The organism is Azospira sp. APE16 (assembly GCF_047901315.1).
Classification (GTDB): domain Bacteria; phylum Pseudomonadota; class Gammaproteobacteria; order Burkholderiales; family Rhodocyclaceae; genus Azospira; species Azospira oryzae.
This window is the reverse complement of the sequence record NZ_CP179682.1, coordinates 3,183,631-3,204,486: the sequence shown is the minus strand read 5'-3', so window position 1 is coordinate 3,204,486 and position 20,856 is coordinate 3,183,631. Positions and strand designations below refer to the sequence as shown.

General features: G+C 67.6%; 25 protein-coding genes. 8 read left to right on the top strand and 17 right to left on the bottom strand.

What is annotated here, in order from left to right:
* The first annotated feature begins 36 nt into the window (after positions 1-36).
* Positions 37-447: a hemerythrin domain-containing protein gene (locus tag ACLSSQ_RS15240; RefSeq protein ID WP_014236444.1), complete on the top strand. Its 411-nt coding sequence runs from the start codon at positions 37-39 to the stop codon at positions 445-447.
* Between the two features lie 52 nt (positions 448-499).
* Here ACLSSQ_RS15240 and ACLSSQ_RS15235 read toward each other — a convergent pair whose 3' ends face one another.
* The gene (locus ACLSSQ_RS15235; protein ID WP_014236445.1) at positions 500-709 is read right to left on the bottom strand and encodes a hypothetical protein; all 210 of its coding nucleotides are present in this window, start codon (positions 707-709) and stop codon (positions 500-502) included.
* Between the two features lie 135 nt (positions 710-844).
* Between ACLSSQ_RS15235 and ACLSSQ_RS15230 the strand changes: the two genes are divergently transcribed.
* Positions 845-1,054 carry a hypothetical protein gene (locus ACLSSQ_RS15230; RefSeq protein ID WP_014236446.1) on the top strand — a complete coding sequence of 70 codons (210 nt, stop codon included), beginning with the start codon at positions 845-847 and terminating at the stop codon, positions 1,052-1,054.
* 184 nt (positions 1,055-1,238) lie between these two features.
* Positions 1,239-3,164, top strand: coding sequence for a DEAD/DEAH box helicase (locus tag ACLSSQ_RS15225; RefSeq protein WP_130460175.1), 1,926 nt, complete (start codon positions 1,239-1,241; stop codon positions 3,162-3,164).
* Positions 3,165-3,247: 83 nt separating this feature from the next.
* Here the strand turns inward: ACLSSQ_RS15225 and ACLSSQ_RS15220 are convergent, their stop codons facing one another.
* On the bottom strand, positions 3,248-3,679 hold the full coding sequence (locus ACLSSQ_RS15220; RefSeq protein WP_014236448.1) for a MaoC family dehydratase: 432 nt from the start codon (positions 3,677-3,679) through the stop codon (positions 3,248-3,250).
* A 324-nt stretch (positions 3,680-4,003) separates the two neighbouring features.
* Between ACLSSQ_RS15220 and fliD the strand changes: the two genes are divergently transcribed.
* The gene (gene fliD / locus ACLSSQ_RS15215; protein ID WP_416243159.1) at positions 4,004-4,894 is read left to right on the top strand and encodes a flagellar filament capping protein FliD; all 891 of its coding nucleotides are present in this window, start codon (positions 4,004-4,006) and stop codon (positions 4,892-4,894) included.
* On the opposite strand, the gene ACLSSQ_RS15210 is transcribed toward fliD, so the two are convergent.
* Positions 4,891-6,330 carry a PLP-dependent aminotransferase family protein gene (locus tag ACLSSQ_RS15210; protein ID WP_416243158.1) on the bottom strand — a complete coding sequence of 480 codons (1,440 nt, stop codon included), beginning with the start codon at positions 6,328-6,330 and terminating at the stop codon, positions 4,891-4,893. The genes fliD and ACLSSQ_RS15210 overlap by 4 nt on opposite strands.
* Before the next feature lie 177 nt (positions 6,331-6,507).
* Here ACLSSQ_RS15210 and ACLSSQ_RS15205 point away from each other — a divergent pair, with 177 nt between their 5' ends.
* A complete protein-coding gene (locus ACLSSQ_RS15205; protein ID WP_416243157.1) occupies positions 6,508-6,948 on the top strand; it encodes a hypothetical protein in 441 nt (146 codons plus the stop codon).
* On the opposite strand, the gene ACLSSQ_RS15200 is transcribed toward ACLSSQ_RS15205, so the two are convergent.
* Positions 6,840-7,157 (bottom strand): hypothetical protein, encoded by a 318-nt coding sequence (locus ACLSSQ_RS15200; RefSeq protein WP_165397545.1) that lies wholly within the window; start codon positions 7,155-7,157, stop codon positions 6,840-6,842. The genes ACLSSQ_RS15205 and ACLSSQ_RS15200 overlap by 109 nt on opposite strands.
* 78 nt (positions 7,158-7,235) lie before the next feature.
* Here ACLSSQ_RS15200 and ACLSSQ_RS15195 point away from each other — a divergent pair, with 78 nt between their 5' ends.
* Positions 7,236-7,367, top strand: a complete 132-nt coding sequence (locus ACLSSQ_RS15195; RefSeq protein ID WP_014236453.1) for a hypothetical protein — start codon at positions 7,236-7,238, stop codon at positions 7,365-7,367.
* A gap of 41 nt (positions 7,368-7,408) precedes the next feature.
* Here ACLSSQ_RS15195 and ACLSSQ_RS15190 read toward each other — a convergent pair whose 3' ends face one another.
* The 9 genes from ACLSSQ_RS15190 to ACLSSQ_RS15150 form a co-directional block, all read right to left on the bottom strand.
* Positions 7,409-8,224: a peptidoglycan DD-metalloendopeptidase family protein gene (locus ACLSSQ_RS15190; protein ID WP_416243156.1), complete on the bottom strand. Its 816-nt coding sequence runs from the start codon at positions 8,222-8,224 to the stop codon at positions 7,409-7,411.
* 184 nt (positions 8,225-8,408) lie between these two features.
* Positions 8,409-9,230, bottom strand: a complete 822-nt coding sequence (gene pyrF, locus ACLSSQ_RS15185) for an orotidine-5'-phosphate decarboxylase (protein ID WP_416243155.1) — start codon at positions 9,228-9,230, stop codon at positions 8,409-8,411.
* 112 nt (positions 9,231-9,342) lie between these two features.
* Positions 9,343-10,617: a M48 family metallopeptidase gene (locus ACLSSQ_RS15180; RefSeq protein WP_416243154.1), complete on the bottom strand. Its 1,275-nt coding sequence runs from the start codon at positions 10,615-10,617 to the stop codon at positions 9,343-9,345.
* A 184-nt stretch (positions 10,618-10,801) separates the two neighbouring features.
* Positions 10,802-11,578, bottom strand: coding sequence for a biofilm regulation diguanylate cyclase SiaD (gene siaD / locus ACLSSQ_RS15175; protein ID WP_014236457.1), 777 nt, complete (start codon positions 11,576-11,578; stop codon positions 10,802-10,804).
* 1 nt (position 11,579) lies between these two features.
* On the bottom strand, positions 11,580-11,957 hold the full coding sequence (gene siaC / locus ACLSSQ_RS15170) for a biofilm regulation phosphoprotein SiaC (RefSeq protein ID WP_014236458.1): 378 nt from the start codon (positions 11,955-11,957) through the stop codon (positions 11,580-11,582).
* 12 nt (positions 11,958-11,969) lie between these two features.
* The gene (siaB, locus tag ACLSSQ_RS15165) at positions 11,970-12,518 is read right to left on the bottom strand and encodes a biofilm regulation protein kinase SiaB (protein ID WP_014236459.1); all 549 of its coding nucleotides are present in this window, start codon (positions 12,516-12,518) and stop codon (positions 11,970-11,972) included.
* A 23-nt stretch (positions 12,519-12,541) separates the two neighbouring features.
* A complete protein-coding gene (gene siaA, locus ACLSSQ_RS15160; protein ID WP_416243153.1) occupies positions 12,542-14,563 on the bottom strand; it encodes a biofilm regulation protein phosphatase SiaA in 2,022 nt (673 codons plus the stop codon).
* A 15-nt stretch (positions 14,564-14,578) separates the two neighbouring features.
* Positions 14,579-14,794 (bottom strand): hypothetical protein, encoded by a 216-nt coding sequence (locus ACLSSQ_RS15155; RefSeq protein WP_014236461.1) that lies wholly within the window; start codon positions 14,792-14,794, stop codon positions 14,579-14,581.
* 36 nt (positions 14,795-14,830) lie between these two features.
* Positions 14,831-16,612, bottom strand: a complete 1,782-nt coding sequence (locus ACLSSQ_RS15150; protein WP_416243152.1) for a glutamine--tRNA ligase/YqeY domain fusion protein — start codon at positions 16,610-16,612, stop codon at positions 14,831-14,833.
* 120 nt (positions 16,613-16,732) lie between these two features.
* On the opposite strand from ACLSSQ_RS15150, the gene crcB reads away from it, so the two are divergent.
* Positions 16,733-17,122: a fluoride efflux transporter CrcB gene (gene crcB, locus ACLSSQ_RS15145; RefSeq protein ID WP_416243151.1), complete on the top strand. Its 390-nt coding sequence runs from the start codon at positions 16,733-16,735 to the stop codon at positions 17,120-17,122.
* 8 nt (positions 17,123-17,130) lie between these two features.
* Here crcB and ACLSSQ_RS15140 read toward each other — a convergent pair whose 3' ends face one another.
* The 3 genes from ACLSSQ_RS15140 to ACLSSQ_RS15130 form a co-directional block, all read right to left on the bottom strand.
* Positions 17,131-17,949: a hypothetical protein gene (locus ACLSSQ_RS15140; RefSeq protein ID WP_416243150.1), complete on the bottom strand. Its 819-nt coding sequence runs from the start codon at positions 17,947-17,949 to the stop codon at positions 17,131-17,133.
* A 68-nt stretch (positions 17,950-18,017) separates the two neighbouring features.
* Positions 18,018-18,308 (bottom strand): hypothetical protein, encoded by a 291-nt coding sequence (locus tag ACLSSQ_RS15135; protein ID WP_416243149.1) that lies wholly within the window; start codon positions 18,306-18,308, stop codon positions 18,018-18,020.
* Between the two features lie 141 nt (positions 18,309-18,449).
* Positions 18,450-18,911 (bottom strand): DMT family transporter, encoded by a 462-nt coding sequence (locus ACLSSQ_RS15130; protein ID WP_416243148.1) that lies wholly within the window; start codon positions 18,909-18,911, stop codon positions 18,450-18,452.
* Between ACLSSQ_RS15130 and ACLSSQ_RS15125 the strand changes: the two genes are divergently transcribed.
* Positions 18,898-19,116 (top strand): hypothetical protein, encoded by a 219-nt coding sequence (locus tag ACLSSQ_RS15125; RefSeq protein ID WP_416243147.1) that lies wholly within the window; start codon positions 18,898-18,900, stop codon positions 19,114-19,116. The two genes, ACLSSQ_RS15130 and ACLSSQ_RS15125, sit on opposite strands and share 14 nt — an antisense overlap.
* Before the next feature lie 9 nt (positions 19,117-19,125).
* Here ACLSSQ_RS15125 and ACLSSQ_RS15120 read toward each other — a convergent pair whose 3' ends face one another.
* A complete protein-coding gene (locus ACLSSQ_RS15120) occupies positions 19,126-20,820 on the bottom strand; it encodes a methyl-accepting chemotaxis protein (protein ID WP_416243146.1) in 1,695 nt (564 codons plus the stop codon).
* Positions 20,821-20,856 lie beyond the last annotated feature (36 nt).

Below are 20,856 nucleotides of genomic sequence, written 5' to 3'. Positions count from 1 at the left end.
ATGGATAATAACCGTACGTTTTATATGGATTAAGTGATGCCTCTGATGCCCTGGCTGCCCCAGTACGACCTGGGCTGCGCTCCCATGGATCACACCCACAAGGAGTTCGTGGAGTGGATCAACCGCTTGGCCGAAATTGCCGATGACCAGTTCCTGGACGGTTTCGACCAGTTCCTGGCCCACACCGTGGATCATTTCGAGCAGGAAGACCGCTGGATGGAGGCCTCCAACTTTCTTCCCATCCACTGCCATATGGATGAGCATCGGCGAGTCCTGCAGACCCTGCAGAGCATCCGCCGCTTCGTCAGCCGGGGCGACATTTCCATCGGGCGCAAGGCCGTGGCGGAACTGGTGGACTGGTTCACCACCCATGCCGCCACCATGGATACGGCCCTGGCCGTGCATATGCGCAACGTCGGTTACGCTCCCGTTCCGCTGGCGGCCTGAGCCAACATAACTCTCCCGTACCTAGCCCCGCGGACGAGGCTACTGGTCAGCATCAGTGGCGAAAGCGTTTGGCCGTTTTTTCGCCGGTCACGGGCATGTCACTTTCTGCCAGACCGGAAACCTGGGCAAAGCAGCCATCCAGCGGACACTCCCTCCCCGGCGGGCAGCCGTGCTCCAAGGCGCATTGCCGTTGAGTCTGATCGGTCAGTACCATTTCGTGGACCGCTTCGCAGCGGCCGATGGAGCCATCGAAGAAGCTCATGACGTTCTCCTTAGCGTTCATGCCGGGGGAAAACCCCTACTTCGAGTATAGGCATCCGGCACCGCGTTTGCCGGGAAAAAGCTCGTAATCTCCGATATTTAGGAGTACAGTACGCCCTTCCCGTTGGAAGCCCCCATGTTGCGTATCGTCTGCATCGCGCTTCTTCTTTCCCTGACTGCCTGTGGCCTGGCCGACACCGCCACCACGGCTGCAGCAGGCGGAGCCGCCAAGGCTCAGGAAGTTCAGCAGGCCAAAGAGACCCAGGAAAAGCTGCAGGGACAGCTGGAACAGGCGGGTCGGCAGGGGCAGGAACGGGTTGATGCCGCAGAGCGGGAAGCGCGTTAAGGCGCTTTGATCCTCGCGGTTGTGGCCGTCGGGCCGGAGACATCCGTCTTCGGGGTTCGGCGGAAGTGGGCGCCTCGGCTTTTCCGGGGCTTGGTCGGGTCAATGATGACCCCAAATTGGCTGGCGATTCCCTGCGCTTGACCTGAGCTGCCTCGAGCGGCTCCACCTCATTACTGGAAGCTCCATGACATCCTCTGTCGACACCTTTGCCCAATTGGGCCTCTCCGAACCCATTCTGCAGGCACTGACCGATGTGGGTTATGAAACCCCGTCCTCCATCCAGGCCGAATGCATTCCCCTGCTGATGGAAGGCAAGGACCTGCTGGGCATGGCCCAGACCGGTACCGGCAAGACCGCCGCCTTCGCCCTGCCCCTGCTGCAGAAGCTGGACGTGACCCAGCGTTTCCCCCAGGCCCTGGTCCTGGCCCCCACCCGCGAGCTGGCCATTCAAGTGGCCGAGGCCTGTCAGAAATACGCCAAGCACCTGCCCGGCTTCCACGTGCTGCCCATTTACGGCGGCCAGAGCCTGGGCATCCAGCTGAAGCAGCTGCAGCGCGGCGCTCACGTCATCATCGGCACCCCGGGCCGGGTCATGGACCACCTGGAGCGCAAGAGCCTGGACCTGTCCCGCCTGAAGACCCTGGTGCTGGACGAGGCCGACGAAATGCTGCGCATGGGCTTCATCGACGACGTCGAGTGGATCCTCGAGCACATTCCCGCCGAGCGCCAGACCGCCCTGTTCTCCGCCACCATGCCGGAGCAGATCCGCCGTGTCGCCCAGAAGTACCTGCGCGATCCCCAGGAAGTGAAGATCAAGTCCGCCACCAGCACCGTCTCCGCCATCCAGCAGCGCTACTGGCAGGTTTCCGGCCTGCACAAGCTGGATGCCCTGACCCGCATCATGGAAGTGGAAGACAGTCTGGACGCCGCCATCATCTTCGTGCGCACCAAGACCGCCACCGAAGAGCTGGCCCAGAAGCTGGAAGCCCGGGGCTACGCCGCTGCCGCCCTCAACGGCGACATGAACCAGGCCAGCCGCGAGCGTGTCATCGAGCAGCTGAAGAGCGGCGGCCTGGACATCGTCATCGCCACCGACGTGGCCGCCCGCGGCATCGACGTGCCCCGTGTCAGCCACGTCATCAACTACGACATTCCCTACGACGTCGAAGCCTATGTGCACCGCATCGGTCGTACCGGCCGCGCCGGCCGTACCGGCACCGCCATCCTCTTCGTTTCCCCCCGGGAAATGCGCATGCTGCGCACCATCGAAAAGGTGACGCGCCAGAACATCTCCCCCCTGCGTCTGCCGACCAAGCAGGACGTGGCCGACCGCCGCGTCGCCCAGTTCAAGCAGCAGGTCATCAAGACCCTGGAGGCCGGCGAGCTGTCCTTCTTTGAAGAGGTGGTGACCCAGATCGAGGAAGAGGCCAATGTGGGCGCCCACGAAGTGGCCGCCGCCCTGGCTTTCCTGGTGCAGAAGTCCCGCCCCCTGCTGATGCCGGAAAAGGAAGTGCGCAGCTTCGAGGCCGATTCGGCCGAGGGCCGCCCCGAGCGCAAGGAACGTTTCGAGCGTCCCGAACGGGGCGAGCGTTTCGAACGCAAAGAGCGTCCGGAGCGGGGTGAGCGCCCCGAGCGGACCGACGCCAAGAAGGGCAAGGGCCGGGATCTGGGCAACGTCGGCAACATGGTGCGCTACCGCATCGAGGTGGGCCGCAACCAGGGTGCCACGCCCAAGGACATCGTCGGCTGCATCGCCAACGAAGCCGACATCCAGAGCCGCTACATCGGCCACATTGCCCTGTTCGACGAGTACTCCACCGTGGAACTGCCGGACAGTCTGCCCAAGGATGCCCTGATGCTGCTCAAGGAAGTGGAGATCAAGCAGTGTCCCCTGCTGATCCACCGTCTCGACGGCGAATCCGAGGTGATCGCTCCGCCCCGTCGCAAGTGGGGCGGTGACGTGGACGGCAACCGCGCTCCCCGCGGTGCGGCTCCCGGCGGCAAGGGTGGCTTTAGCAAGCCCGGTTTCGGCAACAAGAAGCCCGGCGGCGCTGGCGGTTTCGGCGGCAACAAGCCGCCGGCCAAGCGCCGCGCGCCGCGGGAAGGCTGAGGCCTGAACCGTACCCGGCCCAGCCGGGAGCAAAACAGAAGGGGCGCCGCGGCGCCCCTTTTTTCATGGCAGAAAAACTGCCGTCAGCCCTTGCTGGAAGTGCACATCAGGGTGGCTTCGCCCTCGATCACCGGCTTGCCGCCGACGGTGCAGACGGTGTCCAGCACCACCCGCTTCTTCTCCACCAGGACTTCCTTGACCGTGACCGTGGCGGTGACGGTGTCGCCGGGGCGCACCGGCGCCTTGAACTTCAGGGTCTGGCCCAGGTAGATGCTGCCGGGGCCGGGCAGGCGGGTGCCGAGCACGGCGGAGATGAAACCGACGGACAGCATGCCGTGGGCAATGCGCCCGCCGAACATGGTGGTCTTGGCGAATTCCTCGTTCATGTGCACCGCATTGGTGTCCATGGTGATGCCGGCGAAGAGGACGATGTCCGCTTCGGTCACGGTCTTGGCGGTGCTGGCGCTCATGCCGGGTTGCAGGTCTTCGATGTTGTAGCCGTTCAGTGCATTCATCCAGTTTCTCCGGTTATTGTCATGGTGATTCGCGGGGCTCGCCCGATGGTGCCTCCCGAGCCCATGCAGCCATGATAACGCTGGCATGTGACAAAAAGTTTTGCTGTGCAGCATGGAGGGCGGCCCCTTCGGCTACCTTGCCGGGCGGCGGCACTTCTTGCCGCACGCTGGTGCCCAGGAAATACCGGGCTTCCCCGGCACCGTGCCGGAGATGGCGTCCCTATTGGCTCTCCGGGCAATGCCGGGAATCGGCCGGAAAACAGGCCTGCTTTTTGCAATACTGGGCACAGGATCAACGGGGGGCTTTTCCCCGAAGGAGGTCATATGTCGATCGACGGAACATCGGATGCGGGCCGGGACCTGGCCCTGCGCATCGCCACTTTCAAGGCCCAGACCCTGGCCGAACTGACCGGCGGCGGCAAGACCGGCAGCAGCGAGGGCTTCGGCGCCCTGCTTGCCAGCCTCAAGGGCGGCGCTGCCGCGGTCGAGTCTGCCGCCGGCAGCAGCGGCGTCCAGGGGCTCTCGCCCACCGGACGCAACGAGGCCCTGTTCGACCCGGAGTCGGCCTATCGCATGATGAGCGAGATCAACTACCGGAACGTGCTCTACAAGGGCCAGTTCGCCGAGCTGAGCCAGATGCAGACATCCCTGGAGACGATGGCTGCTGCGGGCACTGCCCTGGGAAGCGTCGATGCCGGCAGCAGCGACGAAGCCATCCGCCAGAAGCTGGCGCAGTTCGTCAGCGACTACAACGCCTGGCGCACCGGTTTCGACGAGGACATGCAGCAGGGTGGCATCCTGGCCGACACCCAGGCGGCCCAGGTGGCCGGCTACGAGCTGGAGCAGAGCGTGGAGAATCCCTTCAATGGCGCCGACCTGGGACTGCGGGGGATGCCTGATCTGGGCTTGAGCATCGATCCGGTGACCAAGCAGGCAGTGCTGGATGAGGCCGCCCTGAGCCGTGCCCTGCAGCAGAACCGGGAAGGGGTGGTGGCGACGGTGCAGCAGTTCAGCGGCAACTTCGTCAAATCGGCCGAGCTGCTGACCTCCTCCAACAACTTCTTCGATCGCCAGCTGGATAACCTGAGCCGGGCCATCACCTATATCGCCGACAACCAGTCCTCCCTGCAGCAGGAATTCGGCCTGGGCGATACCTATCAGCCGAAGGGCAAGCTGGCGGCGGCCCTGGCGGCCTACGAGCGGATGCTGGCCTAGGCCAGCTCGCCGACGATGGCACCGAGGCGGCGGAGGGCGGCGTCGATGGCCGGGGTATAGGGGGCGCCGCAGTTGAGGCGGAGATAGCCGTCGAAGCGGTTGGAGTTGGAGAACATCAGCCCCGGCGCAATGAAAATGCCTTCGCCCAGGGCCCGCTCAAAAACCTCCCGGGACGAGACGCCCGGCGGCAGCTGCACCCACAGGGCCAGCCCGCCCTGGGGCCGGGCGGCCAGGGTGCCGGCGGGGAAATACTCGAGCACCGCCTCCGTGGTGCGCCGGCGCTGGCTGCCGAGGGCTGCCCGCAGGCGCCGCAGGTGGCGGTCGTAGGCGCTGGAGCCCATGAAGTCGGCGGCCACCAGCTGCCCCAGGGCCTCGTTCTGGCGGCTCTGGGCGTACTTCAGCATTTCCACCCGGGCCTGCCAGCGGCCGGCGCTGATCCAGCCCAGGCGCAGCCCCGGCGCCAGCACCTTGTGCAGTGAGGCGCAGTGGATGACGCCGCCCTGCCGGTCCCAGTGCTTGAGGGCCGGCAGCACCGTATCGTCCTCCCCCAGGGGGCTGTAGGTGTCGTCCTCGATCAGGGCAATGCCCCGCTCGGCGCAGAGGCCCACCAGCCGCGCCTTGTGGGCCTCGGGCATGGTGCAGCCGAGGGGGTTCTGCAGGTGGGGCACCACCACCAGGGCGGCGATGGGGCCGTAGTGGTCGCAGGCCAGTTCCAGGGCTTCCAGGGACAGCCCGGTCTGGGGGCTGGTGGGAATTTCCAGAGCCTTCAGGCCCAGGGTTTCCAGCACCTGCAGCAGCCCGTAGAAGGTGGGCGATTCCACCGCCACCGTGTCGCCGGGCTGGGTCACGGCCCGCAGGGCCAGGTTGAGGGCCTCCATGCAGCCCTGGGTGACGACGATCTCCTCCGCCCCCAGGTTCATGCCCGCGTCCAGGGCGCGCCGGGCCAGCACCTGCAGGAAGTCGGGACAGCCGTTGGGCGGCGGGGCGCTGACCAGCAGGTCGGGATGGCGCCGCAGGGCCCGGGCCGCCGCCAGGCGCAGGGCCTCGCCCGGATACAGTTCTGGGGCGCTGCGGGCGCTGGAAAAATTCACGCTGACCGGCTGCTGGCGGCCCCGGGCGATGATTTCCGAGACCCGGCCGTGGATGCCGACGAACTGGGCCGGGTCCGGCAACTGGCCGGCCCGGGGCTCGCTCGGCAGAGGCCCGGCGGGGCGGGCGGGGCGGCGGACGAAATTGCCGGAACGGGGCCGCGCCTCCAGCCAGCCTTCCTGTTCCAGCTGGCGGCACACCTGCACCGCCGTGCTCAGGCTGACGCCGTGGCGGCCCATGAGGGCGCGCACCGAGGGAAAGCGGTCGCCCACCAGCAGGGAGCCGTGGGCGATGGCCTCCCGGTAGTGGGCGGCGAGACGCTGGTAGAGGGGGAGGGCGGTGTCCATGGCCCATGTTCTCCTGTGGCGGGGGCGCCGGCCAGATATAGATGGCCGGGATTTGCACCATAACAGATGGCGAAAGCCGGTGTCTGTAGCGGTTCTCCCGGGCGGCGCCTGTGCCTGCCGCGCCGATGGGGCTCTCTCTAGCATGGAGGCCGTCCCATCAACTCGCGGAGAACGGTCATGGAATCGAGACAGGTAAGCCGGCAACAGGTGCAACGGGGGCCGCAAGGGCAGGAGCAGGCCCAGTCCATCGACCTGGCCGCCGGCATGGTGATGCAACTGGCGGTGCAGCCCGGCTGCCGCCTCTGGGTGGCGGCCGGGCGGGTGACGGTGCAGGGGCCGCCCCGCTGGCTGGGGGCCCGGGTGTGGTGGCCGCAGCGGCGCCTGGAGGCGGAAGAATGGTGCGACTGGTCGGAACACGGCGTCCTCGAACTGCGGGGCGAGGATGGCGGCGCCACGCTGCTGTGGTGGCAGCCCGAGACCTACTCCCTATCCCAGTGCTGGCGGCGCGCCTACGGGGCGATCTGCGCCTGGCTGTCGCAGGCGCTGCCGGCGGCGATCCAGCGCCGGGTCAGGCGCCGTGCCATGCCTTCGGCCCAGGCCGGCAGCCCCGGCCAGTAATGGCAGGGGCGGCGCAGCAGGCCGCAGCGGTAGCAGGCTTCCTCCGCCAGCCATTCCAGGGCCGGGCAGGGGCCCTGCCGCCGGCGGAAGCGCAGCCTGGCCAGGGGGCAGGTCTCGGCCGCGCAGCAGACGCCGCAACCGTTGCAGGGCTGGCCAGCATCGGGCTTGGGCGGTGCCTTGAGGTGCAGGTGGATGGTCTGGGTGTCCATGGTCGGGGCGGCTTGCTGGAGGAACTGCCTGCAGCGGGCGGCGTCCAACGGCTTCCTCAACGTGGGAAGGAGTAGTCCATGCAAAAGTGGTGCGCGAGTGTGTTGGCCGTGCTGCTGGCGGCTGTCAGTGTATCGGCCCTGGCCTGTCCTGGCGACAAGGCCAAGGATGAGGGCAAGCAGATGAGCACGCCGGCCAAGCCCAAGGGCTGAGGTCCGGCCCAGCCAGGAGAAGGCGCCCGCGGGCGCCTTTTTTATCGGCCCTTGGCGGGGGGCAGGAACAGTTCCGGATCCACCGCCGTGCCGTTGAGAAACACGGCCCAGTGCAGGTGGGGGCCGGTGACCCGGCCGGTGGCGCCGACGGCGCCCAGCTGTTCGCCCTGGGCCACCCGCTGGCCTTCCTTCACATCCACGCGGGAGAGGTGCATGTGGGCGCTGATCAGGCCCTGGCCGTGGTCCACGAACACGGTGTTGCCGTTGAAGAAGAAGTTATCCGTGTTGACCACGGTGCCGGGGGCGGCGGCCCGCACCGGGGCGCCGCTGCCTGCGGCCACGTCGAGGCCGGCATGGGGCCGGCGCGGCTCGCCGTTGAAAAAGCGGCGCAGGCCGAAGCGGGAGGAGAGGCGCCCGTCGGCGGGCAGGCGGAAGGCGGTGACCGGCGCCGTGGCGGCGAAGTGGCGCTTGAGGCGGTCCTGGATTTCCTGCTCCCGGGCGATGCGCAGCTCGTCTTCCGGTGTCGGATTGACGTGGCGCGGGTTGCGCACGGTCAGGCGCTGCACCGGATAGTCTTTGGCCCGCACCTCCACCTCGGCCGTGGCTGCGTCGCTGCCTTCCAGACGCAGGCTGAGGCGCCCCGGTGGCGTCTCCAGGGGAATGCCGAGCAGGGCCAGCCAGCGGCCCTCTTCCCGCACCACGGCCAGGGGCGTGTCACCGAAGAAGGCCCTGGGCGTTTTGCCGGCAGGCGCCTGCAGCGGCACCACCGCCACCCCGCCGGGAACCGGCAGATGGCGCGGCGCCGCCAGGGCGGGCCAGGCGGCGAGGGCCAGGAGGGGCAGCAGGAGGCGTTTCATGGGCGATCCGGAAGGAGAGGAAAAAGGCCGGGAGTGGTGCGGTGGCGAGGGGACGGTGGAGGATTGCAAGGGTTGTGGCTGGAAAGGCAATAAGGACGGCGGTCTCCGGCAATGGTGTCCGGGAAAGGCCGTGTTTCCTGCCTGACGGCCATGCCATTGCCGGCATGGCCGTCCCGCCTGCTTCTCAGCGATAGCGGTTGATGGCGTCCCGGGTTTCCAGGGCCACCCGGCGGGCGGCAGCGGCGAAGTCCTCGCCCTTGCCGGCGTAGAGAATGGCACGGGAGGAATTGATCATCAGGCCGGTGCCATCGGCGGTTTTGCCGGCCTTGACGGTGGCTTCGATGTCGCCGCCCTGGGCGCCGATGCCGGGCACCAGCAGGGGCAGGTCGCCGGTCAGTTGCCGCACCCGGGCGATTTCGGCGGGGAAGGTGGCGCCCACCACCAGGGCGCACTGGCCGGTGGTGTTCCATTCCGTGGCCACCAGGCGGGCGACGCGCTCGAACAGCTTTTCGCCGCCGCTGTTGCCAATTTCGAGGAACTGCAGGTCGCTGCCGCCGGGGTTGGAAGTGCGGCAGAGCAGGATCACGCCCTTGTCCGGGTAGGCCAGGTAGGGCTCCACGGAATCCTTGCCCATGTAGGGGTTGATGGTGACGGCGTCGGCGCCGAAGCGCTCGAAGGCCTCCACCGCGTACTGCTCGGCGGTGCTGCCGATGTCGCCCCGCTTGGAATCCAGGACCACCGGGATGCCCGGGTGCTTTTCATGGATGTGGGCGATCAGGGCTTCCAGCTGGTCTTCGGCGCGGCGGGCGGCAAAGTAGGCGATCTGGGGCTTGAAGCTGCACACCAGGTCGGCGGTGGCGTCCACGATGCTCTTGCAGAACTCGAAGATGGCGTCGTCGCGGCCCTGCAGGTGGGCGGGGAACTTGGCCGGGTCCGGGTCCAGGCCGACGCAGAGGAGGGAGTTGTTTTTCTGCCAGGCGGCAGCGAGGGATTGGCGGAAGTTCATGGTCATCGGCTCGATCGGTGCGGGCGGCCGCCCAGGGCGGTGAAGGCCGCCATTGTACCGCCGGCGGCACCTCGCCCCAAGGAAAAGGCCGCGGCGGCCGGCGCCGAAGGGCCTACAGCCGGGCCAGTTGCCGCAGCCAGGCGATGGGGGCGGAACCATCCTCGGAACTGCTGTTGCAGCGGCTGTTCCAGGGGATGTGCTGGCGCGGCAGGGTGGTGGTGCAGCGCCAGACGATGCGGGCGGCCGTGTCCAGGTAGGGGTAATAGACGATGTTGCTGCCTTCCGTCAGGCCCAGGGTGATGCGGCCGTTTTCCTCGTCCATGTGCACTCGGGCGATGCCCAGGGGCAGGCGGCCGAAGCCCAGCTCGGCAGGGGTGGCGGTCAGGGTGTGCTCCGCCTCGTAGCGGATCTTGGCGGCCTGGGCCAGGTTGTGGGCATAGGAGAAGAGGGGGTGGTACACCGTGCTGTGGCGGTAGTCCTCGTAGGCCGGCAGGGCCACCAGCATGAGGCTCAGCCCGAGCACGCCGAGGGTGGCCAGGTTGGCGAGGAAGCCGCCGCCGCCCACCGCCGGCAGCACCGCCGCCACGGGCCAGGCCAGCAGGTGACGGCGCGGCACCGCCATGGGCGGGGACGGCAGGCGGGCCATGCGTTTGCACAGCCAGGGGGCGGTGGCGGTCAGTTCCTGCAGGGACATCCAGAAACCGCCGCTGTGGGCGGCCTGGTCCACGAAGGCGTGGGCATCCAGGTTCTGCCAGCGGCGGGGGCCCGCCGCCAGCAGGGCCAGGGCCCGGATGGACGAGTGCAGGCTGCGGCAGCACAGGGTGCCGCAGCGGTCCGCCGTATATTCCTTGGCCCGCCGGTAGGCGCTGCCGAGCAGGGGCAGGGGCAGGGCGGGCAGGATCCACCAGCCGTAGCCGGCATGGGGCCGGGCCAGGTGGCTCAGTTCCCGCCCCAGATAGAAGTCCACCGCGTCCACATCGCTGTCCAGGGCGTCCACCAGTTCGGCTCGCAACATCACCAGGCGGTGCCGCAGCAGGCGCCAGGCGAGGCTGTGCAACCGGCTCCAGCCGTGGATCAGGTAGGTCCGGGGCACCCGGGCCAGGCCCAGCTTGCGGCAGCAGCGCTCGAGGCGCACGTGCAGGTCCGGGTACTGGCGGGTGGTGATGCGGACGCCGTTGCCTTCCAGGTGGGAGGTCAGGGCCTGGCGCAGGCAGTGGAGCAATAGTGCGGCAGGCGGCAGGGCGGCCCATATCCAGCCGTCGCTCCAGTAGGTGGCGAAAAACCAGGCGACGGAGGCGGGCAGGGCCAGGGCGGCAAAGAGGTATTCCTCCCGCCGGAAGAGCCTGGCCGGCGGCTGGAGCGGGCGCTGGGAGCGGATGACGGACATGGCGGCTCGACGGGGCGAATCGGAATGCCTGCATGATAGTCGGCCGGGAGCCGTCTGTAAGCCGGAGAACCGCGCCAGTTAAGGCTTTCGGGATATGCGGAAGGTCTGCTTTCATGGCTTTTGGCATAGCACCAAAAGCCGGTGGCGCCGGAATGGGGCCGGCCGATATGCTGCCGGCGCTGGCTCAGGCCAGGACGGCCCGGTTGCGTCCGGCTGCCTTGGCGGCGTAGAGAGCGTCGTCGGCCCGTTTCAGGGTGGCGTCCAGGTTCTCGCCGGGGCGGAATTGGGTCAGGCCCATGCTGACGGTGATGGGGGGCAGGTCTGGCCGGCGGCTGGCGTCGGCCTCGATGGCATTGCGGATGCGCTCGCCCAGCACCAGGGCGGCCTCGCCGCCGCAGCCGGGAAAGAGCATGAGGAATTCCTCGCCACCCCAGCGGGCGCAGACGTCGTATTCCCGCAGGTTGCCGGCCAGGGCCTCGGCTACCTGGGCCAGGGCGGTGTCGCCGGCGGCGTGGCCGCAGCTGTCGTTGATGGCCTTGAAACGGTCGATGTCGGCCAGGGCGATGCAGAAGTCGCTGCCGTTGCGCTCGGCCTGGGCGATTTCCTGGGTCAGCCGGGCCTGCATGAAGCGGCGGTTGGGCAGGCCGGTGAGTTCGTCCTGGGTGGAGATGGTGTGCAGACGGTCGTTCAGGTCCCGCAGCATGGACTGGTACTGGTCGCTGATGCGCACGATCTTTTCGATCTGGCGCACCTTGCGCTGGTAGTTCTCGGCGTAGGACTGGCCTCGGTCCCGCTCGGCCCGCTGGAAGCGGTCGGAGATGTGGGTCAGCCGGTCCAGCAGCCGTTCCTGGGTGCGGTAGCGGTCGTACAGCTCCTGCAGCAGCGCCAGCACGGCCGGATCGGCGGCGTTGTCGCGCAGGAGGGCTTCGATGCGGGCTTCCAGGTCCGGGATCTCGGACATGTCAGACCTTGGCCGCGATGTCGAAGGGGAAGGTGCAGTCTTCCTTGAACTCGGCGGCCAGTTCGCCCACCCGTTCGTTGGCGCCGTCGTAGGACCAGCGCACGCTGACCTGGCGGCCCTTGCGGTGGGCTTCTTCGAGCAGGTCCAGGATGTCCATGAGGGCGCGGATGCTGCTGGTGTTGAGGTACAGCAGTTCCAGTTCCAGGCGCAGGGGGCGCTCGGGCTGGGCCAGGTAGGCTTCGACCCAGTCGATCAGGGGCTGGAACAGTTCGAAGGAGTTTTCCGGGTAGGAGTCGCCCTGCATGGCGATCAGGCCGGCTTCCCAATCGGCCCGGATGGCCGGGCTGGCGTTGGTCTGGGGGATGTCGAGATTGTCCATGTTGTTTTTTTCCTAGAGCACGACCCGCAGGCTGAAGAAGGCGCGCCCGCCGTCCAGGGGGCGCAGGCTGCATTGCAGGGGGGCCGAGGCCTTGCGGGCCATGTCGATCAGGCCCAGGCCGGCGCTGCCGTCCAGGGCTTCCCGAGGCTGGCGCAGCTGGGTCTTGAAGGCGGCCTTGAGGCCGTCCTTGTCGAGCCGGGCCAGGGGTTCGACCCGCTGCAACAGGGCTTCGCCGTCGGCCGCCTCGAGCACGTTGCCGGCGCTCACCACGTAGCGGCCATCTTCGTCCCGGGAGACGAAGACGCTGGCCGTCTCCATGGCCAGGGCGGGGCGCGACTGGGTGTAGCGGCGGATGTTCTGGGTCATCTCGATATACACCGAGAAGACGTCGGAAACGGCGGAGGGGGATTCCTGCAGGCCTTCCATGTGCTTGCGCAGGGCCGTGCCGATTTCCTCGATGAGGGTGGCGGTGATGGGGCCGTTGAAGCAGAGCATGATGCGCTCGCGGTTGAAGGTTTCCCGCAGGGCGAAGATGTCGAGGGAAGGTGCCGTCTGGGTCATGGAATCTCCTTGGGTGGCCTATCTTACCGCTGATCGTCGAAACGGAAAGCCAGGAGGGTGATGTCGTCCCGCTGGGCCAGGGGGCCCTGGTAGGCCTGGATTTCCTCCAGCAGGGCGCTCTTCTGCTCGGCCAGGGGCAGGTGGGCATGGGTCCGGATCCAGGCTGCCAGGCGGCGGGCGCCGAAGCCGTAGCCCTGGTCGCCGCCGGCCTGGTCCAGCAGACCGTCGCTGACCAGGTAGAAGGTGCGGCCCGCTGCCAGGGGCACCTGGGCGTTGTCGTAGCTGCCGCTGCGACGGTCATTGACGCCGCGGCGGTGGCCCGGGATTTCCTCGCAGTTGTCGCCATCGCTCCAGAACAGGCCCAGGCGGGCGCCGGCGAAGGTCACCAGGCGCCGCTCCAGGTCCACGTGGCACAGGCCCATGTCCATGCTGGTGGCGATCTGGCGGCTGCGGTCATCCCCGGGCAGCATGCCCCGCGCCACCTGGTCGGTACGCTGCAGCAGGGCCGCCGGGTCCTGCCAGGTCGTGTCACCCAGGGCCACCTCCAGGGCGGCGTGGGCGATCATGGTCATGCAGGCGCCGGGAACGCCGTGGCCGGCGCAGTCCACCACGCCGAACAGGCACTGCCCGGTGGCGCCGCGGTACAGGTAGAAGTCGCCGCCCACCACGTCCCGGGGGCGCCACAGGACGAAGTACTGGCCCTGCAGATCGGCCTTGAGGGCCTTGTCCGGCAGGATGGCGTGCTGGATCAGGCTGGCGTAGCGGATGCTGTCGGTGACCTTGCGATGGGCTTCGGCCAGTTCCCGGGTGCGTTCGTCCACCAGCCGCTCCAGGTTCTCCGAGTGGGCCCGCACCTGCTGGGCCATGGTGTCGAAGGCCCGGGTCAGTTCGCCGATCTCGTCGCCCCGGTTCGAGCGCAGGCGTTCCCCGTAATGGCCGGCGCCGATGCGCTGCACGGCGGCGGTGAGGGCGGCCAGGGGGGCCAGCACCAGGCGGTTGAGGCCGGCGGTATACAAGCCCACCAGGAGGGCCAGCAGCAGGAGCGAACCCAGGGCCAGGGCGGTGATCAGGGGCGCGTCGAAAACCCGGCTGGTGTTGAGGTCCACCGCCGTCAGCACGGTCCAGCGCAGGGAGGGAATGTAGGTGGCGGCAGCCAGGCTGGGGGCGCCTTCCAGCTTCAGGCGCAGGGTCGGCGTGCCTTCCCCTTCGTCGGAGGCGGCCGCCACCAGGGTGCGGCGCAGGGCCTCCTTGTCCGCCGGCCGCTCCAGCAGGCGGTAGATGGTCTTTTCGATGTTCTGGTTGCCGGCGGTGGCGTAGGCGATCTGGCGCGGGTCCGGGTGGGCGATGATGGCGCCGTTCTGGTCCAGCACCATGGTGACCACGCCGGTTTCCCGGTTGGCCAGGACGTTGCTGAGGAAGCGGCTGAGGTTGAGGCCGGTGCCGGCGATGCCGATGGGGCGCTCCCCTTCGTCCCGTACCACGATGTTGATCCAGACGTTGGTGACCTGCAGCTTCTTGTCGTAATCCACATTGAGGCTGTAGCCCTGGCTGCTCTTCAGGGTGGCGAAGAACCAGGCGTCATCCGGGTTGGCCGGGTCGGCCGTGTAGCGCATGGCGGCCCGGGGAGCGGCCTGCGGATCGGCGAAGTAGAAATGGCGGCTGCTGGCCAGGGCGGCGAAATAGGCCTGGTCGGCGAAGGCGCGGCGGAAACCTTCGCCTTCGCGGAAGAAACGCTCGGTCTTGGCTGCGTCCTGCTCGCCGGTCATCCATTCCCGGAGCACGGTGGATTCGGCGAAGCGCTGGGCCAGGGCCATTTCCCTCCCGACGGCGGAGAGAATGCGCTGCTTGGTCAGCTGGGCGTGGTTGCGGGCCAGGGCGGTGCCCAGGTTTTCGCGGATGTCTTCCGCCACCCGGATGCCGATGAGCAGGGCCGCCAGCAGGATGACGGCGGTGGCCGCCAGCAGCAGGCCCACGGTCTTGCTGCGCAGGCTCCAGCCGGCGCGGCCCGCCTGGGGCGGCGGCACGGGTGCGGGAAGTGGGGGCATGGCGCCTTTCCTGGCTTACTGTTGCTCGTCCGGGGACGCATCCGCGGCGGGTGGTGTCACTTCCCGCCGCTGCTCGGCCTTCTGGCGCAGGCGCTCGTTCTTGTCGTCGTTGGCGAAGCGGTAGCGGCCGGCGAGGACGCAGCCCTTCATGCCCGGATCGCAGGGCAGGTCATTCACCTTGCCGCAGCGATCGTTGGATTCGTGGGGGCAACCCCAGCCGCCGCCTGCCATGGTCCGCTCCTGGTTCCTGGTTTTTCGCCCGGAGCCTCAGCCCGCCTTGCCCCAGGAGTCCTTGAGGGTGACGGCCCGGTTGAAGACCGGGGCGCCGGGTTGGGAATCCACCCGGTCGGCGACGAAGTAGCCGTGGCGCTCGAACTGGAAGCGCTGTTCCGGCAGGGCATCCTTCAGGGCCGGTTCCAGTTGCACGGTGATGGCCACCTTGGACGCAGGATTGAGGTCGTCGAGGAAATCCCGGTCGCCGGCGCCGGGGGCGGCGGCCTGGAACAGGCGGTCGTAGAGGCGCACTTCGGCGGTGTAGGCGTGGGCCACGGAGACCCAGTGCAGGTTGCCCTTGACCTTGTAGTTGTCGGCGCCGGGGGTGCCGGACTTGGAGTCTTCCATGTACTCGCACAGCACGGCGGTGACGTTGCCGGCGGCATCCTTCTCGCAGCCGGTGCACTTGACCACGAAGCCGTAGCGCAGGCGGGCCATATTGCCCGGGTAGAGCCGGTGGTAGCCCTTGCTGGGCTCCTCCATGAAGTCCTCCCGCTCGATCCACAGCTCCCGGGAGAAGGGCACCACGCGCTTGCCCAGTTCGGGCTTGAGCGGGTGGTTGGGGGCGAAGCATTCCTCGCTCTGGCCTTCCGGGTAGTTGGTGATGACGAGCTTGAGCGGGTCGAGCACGGCGATGCGGCGCTCGTCCAGCTCGTTCATGGTTTCCCGCATGCAGTCTTCGAGCAGGCTGTAGTCGATGAGGGAGTCGTGCTTGGAGACACCGACCCGCTCCATCAGCAGGCGGAAGCCTTCGGCGGTGTAGCCGCGGCGGCGGGCGCCCACCAGGGTGGGCATGCGCGGGTCGTCCCAGCCGTCCACGTGCTTCTCTTCCACCAGCTGGATCAGCTTGCGCTTGGAGAGCACGACGTAGGTCAGGTTGAGGCGGGAGAACTCGTACTGATGGGGCAGGGGGCGCTGCAGCAGGCCGCCCTCGGCCAGGCGCTCCAGGAGCCAGTCGTAGAAGGGGCGCTGGTCCTCGAATTCCAGGGTGCAGATGGAGTGGGTGATGTTCTCCAGGGCATCCTCGATGGGGTGGGCGAAGGTGTACATGGGGTACACGCAGTACTTGTCGCCCGTGTTGTGGTGGGTCGCATGGCGGATGCGGTAGATGGCCGGGTCCCGCAGGTTGATGTTGGGGGCGGCCATGTCGATCTTGGCCCGCAGGATGTGGGCGCCGTCCGGGAATTCGCCGGCCTGCATGCGCTTGAACAGGTCCTGGTTCTCGGCCACGCTGCGGTTGCGGAAGGGGCTGTCCTTGCCTGCCTCGGTCAGGGTGCCCCGGTTGGCGCGCATTTCTTCGGCGCTCTGGCTGTCCACGTAGGCGTTGCCGGTGGCGATCAGGTACTCGGCAGCCTGGATCATCCAGGGGAAATAGTTGGAGGCGTAGTAGAGGTTGTTCTCCTGGGCATCCTCCCAGTTGAAGCCCAGCCACTTCACCGCGTCCACGATGGAATCAACGTATTCCTGGTCTTCCTTCTCCGGATTGGTGTCGTCGAAGCGCAGGTGGCAGCGGCCGCCGTAGTCCCGGGCCAGACCGAAATTGAGGCAGATGGACTTGGCGTGGCCGAAGTGCAGGTAGCCGTTGGGCTCCGGCGGAAAGCGGGTGCGGATCTTGGCCGGGTCCAGGGCGCCGGCGGCGTGGTCGCTGGCCAGGCCGGGCTGGCCGGCCCAGCGGCGCTGGGCGTGCTTGCCGGCGGCCAGGTCGGCCTCGACGATGTTGCGGATGAAATTGGCGGCGGGGGCGATCGGCGCGGCGTTCTTGTTGGGGTTGCTCACAGCGGGGTCCTTGAAGGTCTTTGTCCGCCATTTTAACCGGGGCCAGGGGCAAAACCGAAAAGACCCGGGTTAAAAGCCGCTAAAATTCACCCTTTCTCCCTTGGGGTGCGAGGTCCGGCCGTGAACTGGAATGCCTTTCTTGCCATCGGCGTCGGTGCCGCCCTCGGCGCCTGGGCCCGCTGGGGCCTGGGACTGCTGCTCAATCCCCTGTTCCTGGCCATTCCCCTGGGCACCCTGGTGGCCAACCTGCTCGGCGGCTACCTCATCGGCGTGGCCCTGGGCGTGTTCCACAGCTACGCCCACCTGTCCCCGCTGCTCAAGCTGTTCCTCATCACCGGCTTCCTCGGCGGCCTCACCACCTTCTCCAGCTTCTCCGGCGAAGTCATGGAGCGCCTGCTGGCCCAGCAATACGCCTGGGCCTTCGGCGCCATCGCCCTGCACCTGCTCGGCTCCCTGGCCATGACCTTCCTCGGCCTGTGGAGCGTCGGCGTGCACCGGGTCTGGCCCTGAGGAGCCGCTTAGCGCACCTTGTCGGTCGGGCCAGTGGCGGCGTTCAGGGACATTCTTGCCTGTTGCCAGGCTTCGCCCAGGGTGTGGGCTCCTGGGGAAAAGTGATGCAGGGTAGCGCCGCAACCGGTCACCAGCAGGCCGGTCAGGAGGAAGGGCAAGAAGGTCTGGTGCAGGGCGGTTTGTAGCCAGTGACGCCTTTCCAGCCGGTGCAGGCGCCGGTACAGGGTGGCTGCCAGAGTGCCGTCCAGCAGTAGTTCAGCAAACAGGCTCGGCGCCGAATACACAATGAAGGCGGACGACAGTAACAAGGCCGCAGCCAGCACCAGGACAATCAGGGGAATGGCCAGCTCCTCTCCCTCCGCTGCAGCGCCCAAGGCTTGGCCGATGGCTTTGCTGCCGTCCGGTAGGGTTTCGGCGGCTACTGCCGGTTCGCTCGGGACTCCGGCTACTGGCGGGGCATCGAAATGACTGCTGGCGCCACCGCCCCCGAAATTTCCCCCCAGATCTTCAGCCGTGGGCGAACAGCTGTCGGCCGATGGTCCCGACGGCACCAGGTTGCCCAAGTCCATCAGGTCAGGAATGTCGGTGTAGTCCTCCGCCCGGGTGCGCAGCCACAGCCAGAGCAGACCGAGGAACACCCCGTAGGCGAGGAGAAAGGCCGCTCCGTAGCGCCAACCCATGTGGGTCAGGCCGGCGTGGAGCAATGCAAAGGATGCCAGCAGCCCAGAACCGGCGGTGAGCAGTACCAGCAGCATCATCTGCAGGCGGGGAAAGCTGTCCCGCTCCAGGTGTCCGCGCAGGCGTTGGAGATGGTGTTGGTGAGACAAGGGGGGAAGTCGGCTCATGGGAGCGGCGTTATCGCAGGAACGGGCCCCTGGTCTCAGAAGGGGCAGGGCTAGTCGGCGAGGACCAGTACCAAGCGGAAGGCTCCCAGGCGGCTGGCCAGCAACCAGCGGACATAAAGGTAGAAAAAGAACAGGCCCGTCAGCAGGCCCAGCAGGCCGCCTATCATTGGAATGGCGGAGCGAGCGATGCCGCTAATGCCAAGGACGAAGCCGACGATACCACCGAGGAGTGCGCCGCACAGGGCGGAGCCCAGGGCGGTGGCGATGCAGCGCCAGAAAAAGCCCCAGACAATCCCGGCTTGGCTGAGGGGGGTGAGTTCCTTGAAATCGATGGGGGTCATAGGTCCAGTGTTCCATGAGAGCGAAGGGATGAGGGTGCCGGAGAGGCTTTTTTATCCCTTGTGGGTATGTTTTTGGAATTTAATGCCCGGCTCCCGATATGGCAAGCCGGGGGCGGAGGGCCGGGTCCTTCCGAGCCGATGTCAGCGCTTCCACGCCACCAGGGCAATGCCCAGTGCAATGGGCAGCACCCCCAGCAGGTCGTCGGCGTACATGGTTTCTCCCAGCAGGGTGACGGCGAACAGGGTGCCGAAGAAGGGATTGAGGAAGTGGAAGCTGCTGGCCGAACTGGCCTGGCCGTGGCGCAGCAGCCACAGCATGAGCAGGGTGCTGGCCAGGGAGACGGCGACGCTGTAGGCCAGACTGCCCCACAGGGCCGGGTGGGCCTCCAGGCGGAAACCTTCCAGGCCCCAGGCCAGGGGCAGCAGCACCAGGCCGCTGGCCATGAACTGCAGGGTGACGGCCGCGATCAGGTCCTGCCCCGCCGCCACCTTCTTGCTCAATACCGTGCCCAGGGCCAGGGCCAGCGTGCCGGCGCCGATGGCCGCTAGATACAGGGGCTCCAGCTGTTCCACCGTCAGCCGGTGGCGGGTGATCCACAGCACGCCGCCCCTGCCCCTGAGCCTGCTCGGCGACGGCCTGCAACGTCACACCGAGGGGCTGCCGCCCCTGCCGGAGGTGGAGTGGGTGGCGCTGACCGGCGCCAGCGGTGAATGGCCCGCGGTGCAGCGCCTCATCGCCATGTTCGAGGCGCGCCTGTGGCAGCCCCTGCCCTGGCCGGGCGGCGGGCTGCCCCGGGTGGCGGCCTGAAATGGCGGGTTAGATGCGGAAGCGGGCCGTGGCCTGATTGAGGGCCTGGGCCGTCGCTTCCAGGGCGCTGGCGGCGGCGGTGTGCTGCATGCTCTCGCTGGTTTCTTCCACCTGGTGGGCGATGCGCTCCACCTGCTGGGCCAGGGCGGTGCTGGCCTCGCTCTGTTCCCGGGTGGAGTCGGCCACTTCCCGCACCAGGGAGCGGGCGGATTCGGAACCGGCGGCGATGCGGTGCAGCAGCTCCGAGGTTTCGGCGGCGGCTTCCTTGGCCTTTTCCGCTTCCGGCAGGGCCGCGTCCATGACCTGGGCAGCGGTCAGGGTTTCGTCCTGGATGCGGCTGACGATGGAGGAGATTTCCACCGTGGCCTTTTCCGTCCGCTCCGCCAGCACCCGCACCTCGTCGGCCACCACGGCGAAGCCACGGCCCTGTTCGCCGGCCCGGGCCGCCTCGATGGCGGCGTTGAGGGCCAGCAGGTTGGTCTGGCCGGCGATCTCCTTGATCACCTGGGCCACCCGGGCCACTTCCTGGGCGTTGTCGGTGAGGGCCCGCACCTGTTCCGCCGCCTTGCCCATGGTGTCCGCCATGGTGGCGATATTGGCGGCGGTGGTGTCCACGCTCTTCTCGCCGACGCCTGCCAGTTCAGCCGCGTTGCTGGCGTGCTGTTCCGTGTCCCGGGCGTTGTCGGATACGTGGGTGATGGAAACCGTCAGTTCCTCCATGGCGGCGGCCATGTTCTGGGTCGCTTCCGTCTCGGTTGCCGCCGAGTCCGCCACCCGGGTGGCGGTGCTGTTGATCTCCTGGGCGGAACTGGCCACCTGGCCGGCGCCCTGGGCGATTTCGCCGATCATCTGGCGCAGCACCTGCACCAGGCGGTTCAGTTCGCCCAGCATGCTGTCGTCCCGGGCGTTGCCGAGGGAAACGGTGAGGTCGCCGCCGGCCACGGCCCGGATGGCGGTGACCGCCTCGGCCGGCTCGCCGCCGATCTGACCCAGGGTGGCCCGGGCCAGGGCCCAGGAGAGGGCGCCCACGGCCAGCACCACCAGCACGATGATCAGGGCTACCAGGCGCAGCTGCTGGTAGAAGAGGGTGTCCAGGTCGTCGATGTAGAGGCCGGTCCCCACCACCCAGTCCCAGGCGGGGAAATGCTGCAGGTACTGCAGCTTGGGCACCTGCACCTCGCTGCCCGGCTTGGCGGTCATGGTTTCGGTGTAGCCGCTCTTGTCCATGGCCACCTTGATCAGGTTGCGCACCGTGTAGGCGCCGGACTTGTCCTGCCGGTCCCAGTGGCTCTTGCCTTCATATTCGGGACGGACCGGGTGCATCACCCCCATGCCCTTGCTGTCGTAGATGTAGAAATATTCCTTGCCCTGGTAGCGCATGCTGCGGATCACCGCCTTGGCCAGGGTCTGGGCCTCTTCCCGGCCCATGGCTCCCTTGGCTTCCTGGGCCTGGATATCCACGATGGCAGTCATGGCAATGTCGATGGCCGTTTCCAGGGTGGCCTTGCGGTCGGCCAGCAACTGCTGTTTGAGGTGCAGGGCCTGGAAGGTGCCGAGAACGATGAGGCCGATCAGCGTGACAAGCAGGGAGACGGTCGCCGCCCCTTGAGACTCATGGTCTTGAACATGTTTTTCCCCGGTGGTGATTCCGCCGAGCGTGGCCGGCGGGTTGTTATTGGCATGCAGCTTTGTTGCTGCCGACAAGATTCCACTTTTGCCGGGGCAAATCAAGTGTGGAAT

Bases quoted from the DNA above. Each gene is read 5' to 3' on its own strand.
- ACLSSQ_RS15225 (WP_130460175.1), top strand. From the start codon at position 1,239: ATGACATCCTCTGTCGACACCTTTGCCCAATTGGGCCTCTCCGAACCC.
- ACLSSQ_RS15240 (WP_014236444.1), top strand. From the start codon at position 37: ATGCCTCTGATGCCCTGGCTGCCCCAGTACGACCTGGGCTGCGCTCCC.
- siaC (WP_014236458.1), bottom strand. From the start codon at position 11,957: ATGGACAATCTCGACATCCCCCAGACCAACGCCAGCCCGGCCATCCGG.
- ACLSSQ_RS15220 (WP_014236448.1), bottom strand. From the start codon at position 3,679: ATGAATGCACTGAACGGCTACAACATCGAAGACCTGCAACCCGGCATG.
- pyrF (WP_416243155.1), bottom strand. From the start codon at position 9,230: ATGAACTTCCGCCAATCCCTCGCTGCCGCCTGGCAGAAAAACAACTCC.
- fliD (WP_416243159.1), top strand. From the start codon at position 4,004: ATGTCGATCGACGGAACATCGGATGCGGGCCGGGACCTGGCCCTGCGC.
- ACLSSQ_RS15230 (WP_014236446.1), top strand. From the start codon at position 845: ATGTTGCGTATCGTCTGCATCGCGCTTCTTCTTTCCCTGACTGCCTGT.
- ACLSSQ_RS15180 (WP_416243154.1), bottom strand. From the start codon at position 10,617: ATGTCCGTCATCCGCTCCCAGCGCCCGCTCCAGCCGCCGGCCAGGCTC.
- ACLSSQ_RS15235 (WP_014236445.1), bottom strand. From the start codon at position 709: ATGAGCTTCTTCGATGGCTCCATCGGCCGCTGCGAAGCGGTCCACGAA.
- ACLSSQ_RS15190 (WP_416243156.1), bottom strand. From the start codon at position 8,224: ATGAAACGCCTCCTGCTGCCCCTCCTGGCCCTCGCCGCCTGGCCCGCC.
- ACLSSQ_RS15155 (WP_014236461.1), bottom strand. From the start codon at position 14,794: ATGGCAGGCGGCGGCTGGGGTTGCCCCCACGAATCCAACGATCGCTGC.
- ACLSSQ_RS15205 (WP_416243157.1), top strand. From the start codon at position 6,508: ATGGAATCGAGACAGGTAAGCCGGCAACAGGTGCAACGGGGGCCGCAA.
- siaB (WP_014236459.1), bottom strand. From the start codon at position 12,518: ATGACCCAGACGGCACCTTCCCTCGACATCTTCGCCCTGCGGGAAACC.
- ACLSSQ_RS15135 (WP_416243149.1), bottom strand. From the start codon at position 18,308: ATGACCCCCATCGATTTCAAGGAACTCACCCCCCTCAGCCAAGCCGGG.
- siaD (WP_014236457.1), bottom strand. From the start codon at position 11,578: ATGTCCGAGATCCCGGACCTGGAAGCCCGCATCGAAGCCCTCCTGCGC.
- ACLSSQ_RS15200 (WP_165397545.1), bottom strand. From the start codon at position 7,157: ATGGACACCCAGACCATCCACCTGCACCTCAAGGCACCGCCCAAGCCC.
- ACLSSQ_RS15210 (WP_416243158.1), bottom strand. From the start codon at position 6,330: ATGGACACCGCCCTCCCCCTCTACCAGCGTCTCGCCGCCCACTACCGG.
- ACLSSQ_RS15195 (WP_014236453.1), top strand. From the start codon at position 7,236: ATGCAAAAGTGGTGCGCGAGTGTGTTGGCCGTGCTGCTGGCGGCTGTC.
- siaA (WP_416243153.1), bottom strand. From the start codon at position 14,563: ATGCCCCCACTTCCCGCACCCGTGCCGCCGCCCCAGGCGGGCCGCGCC.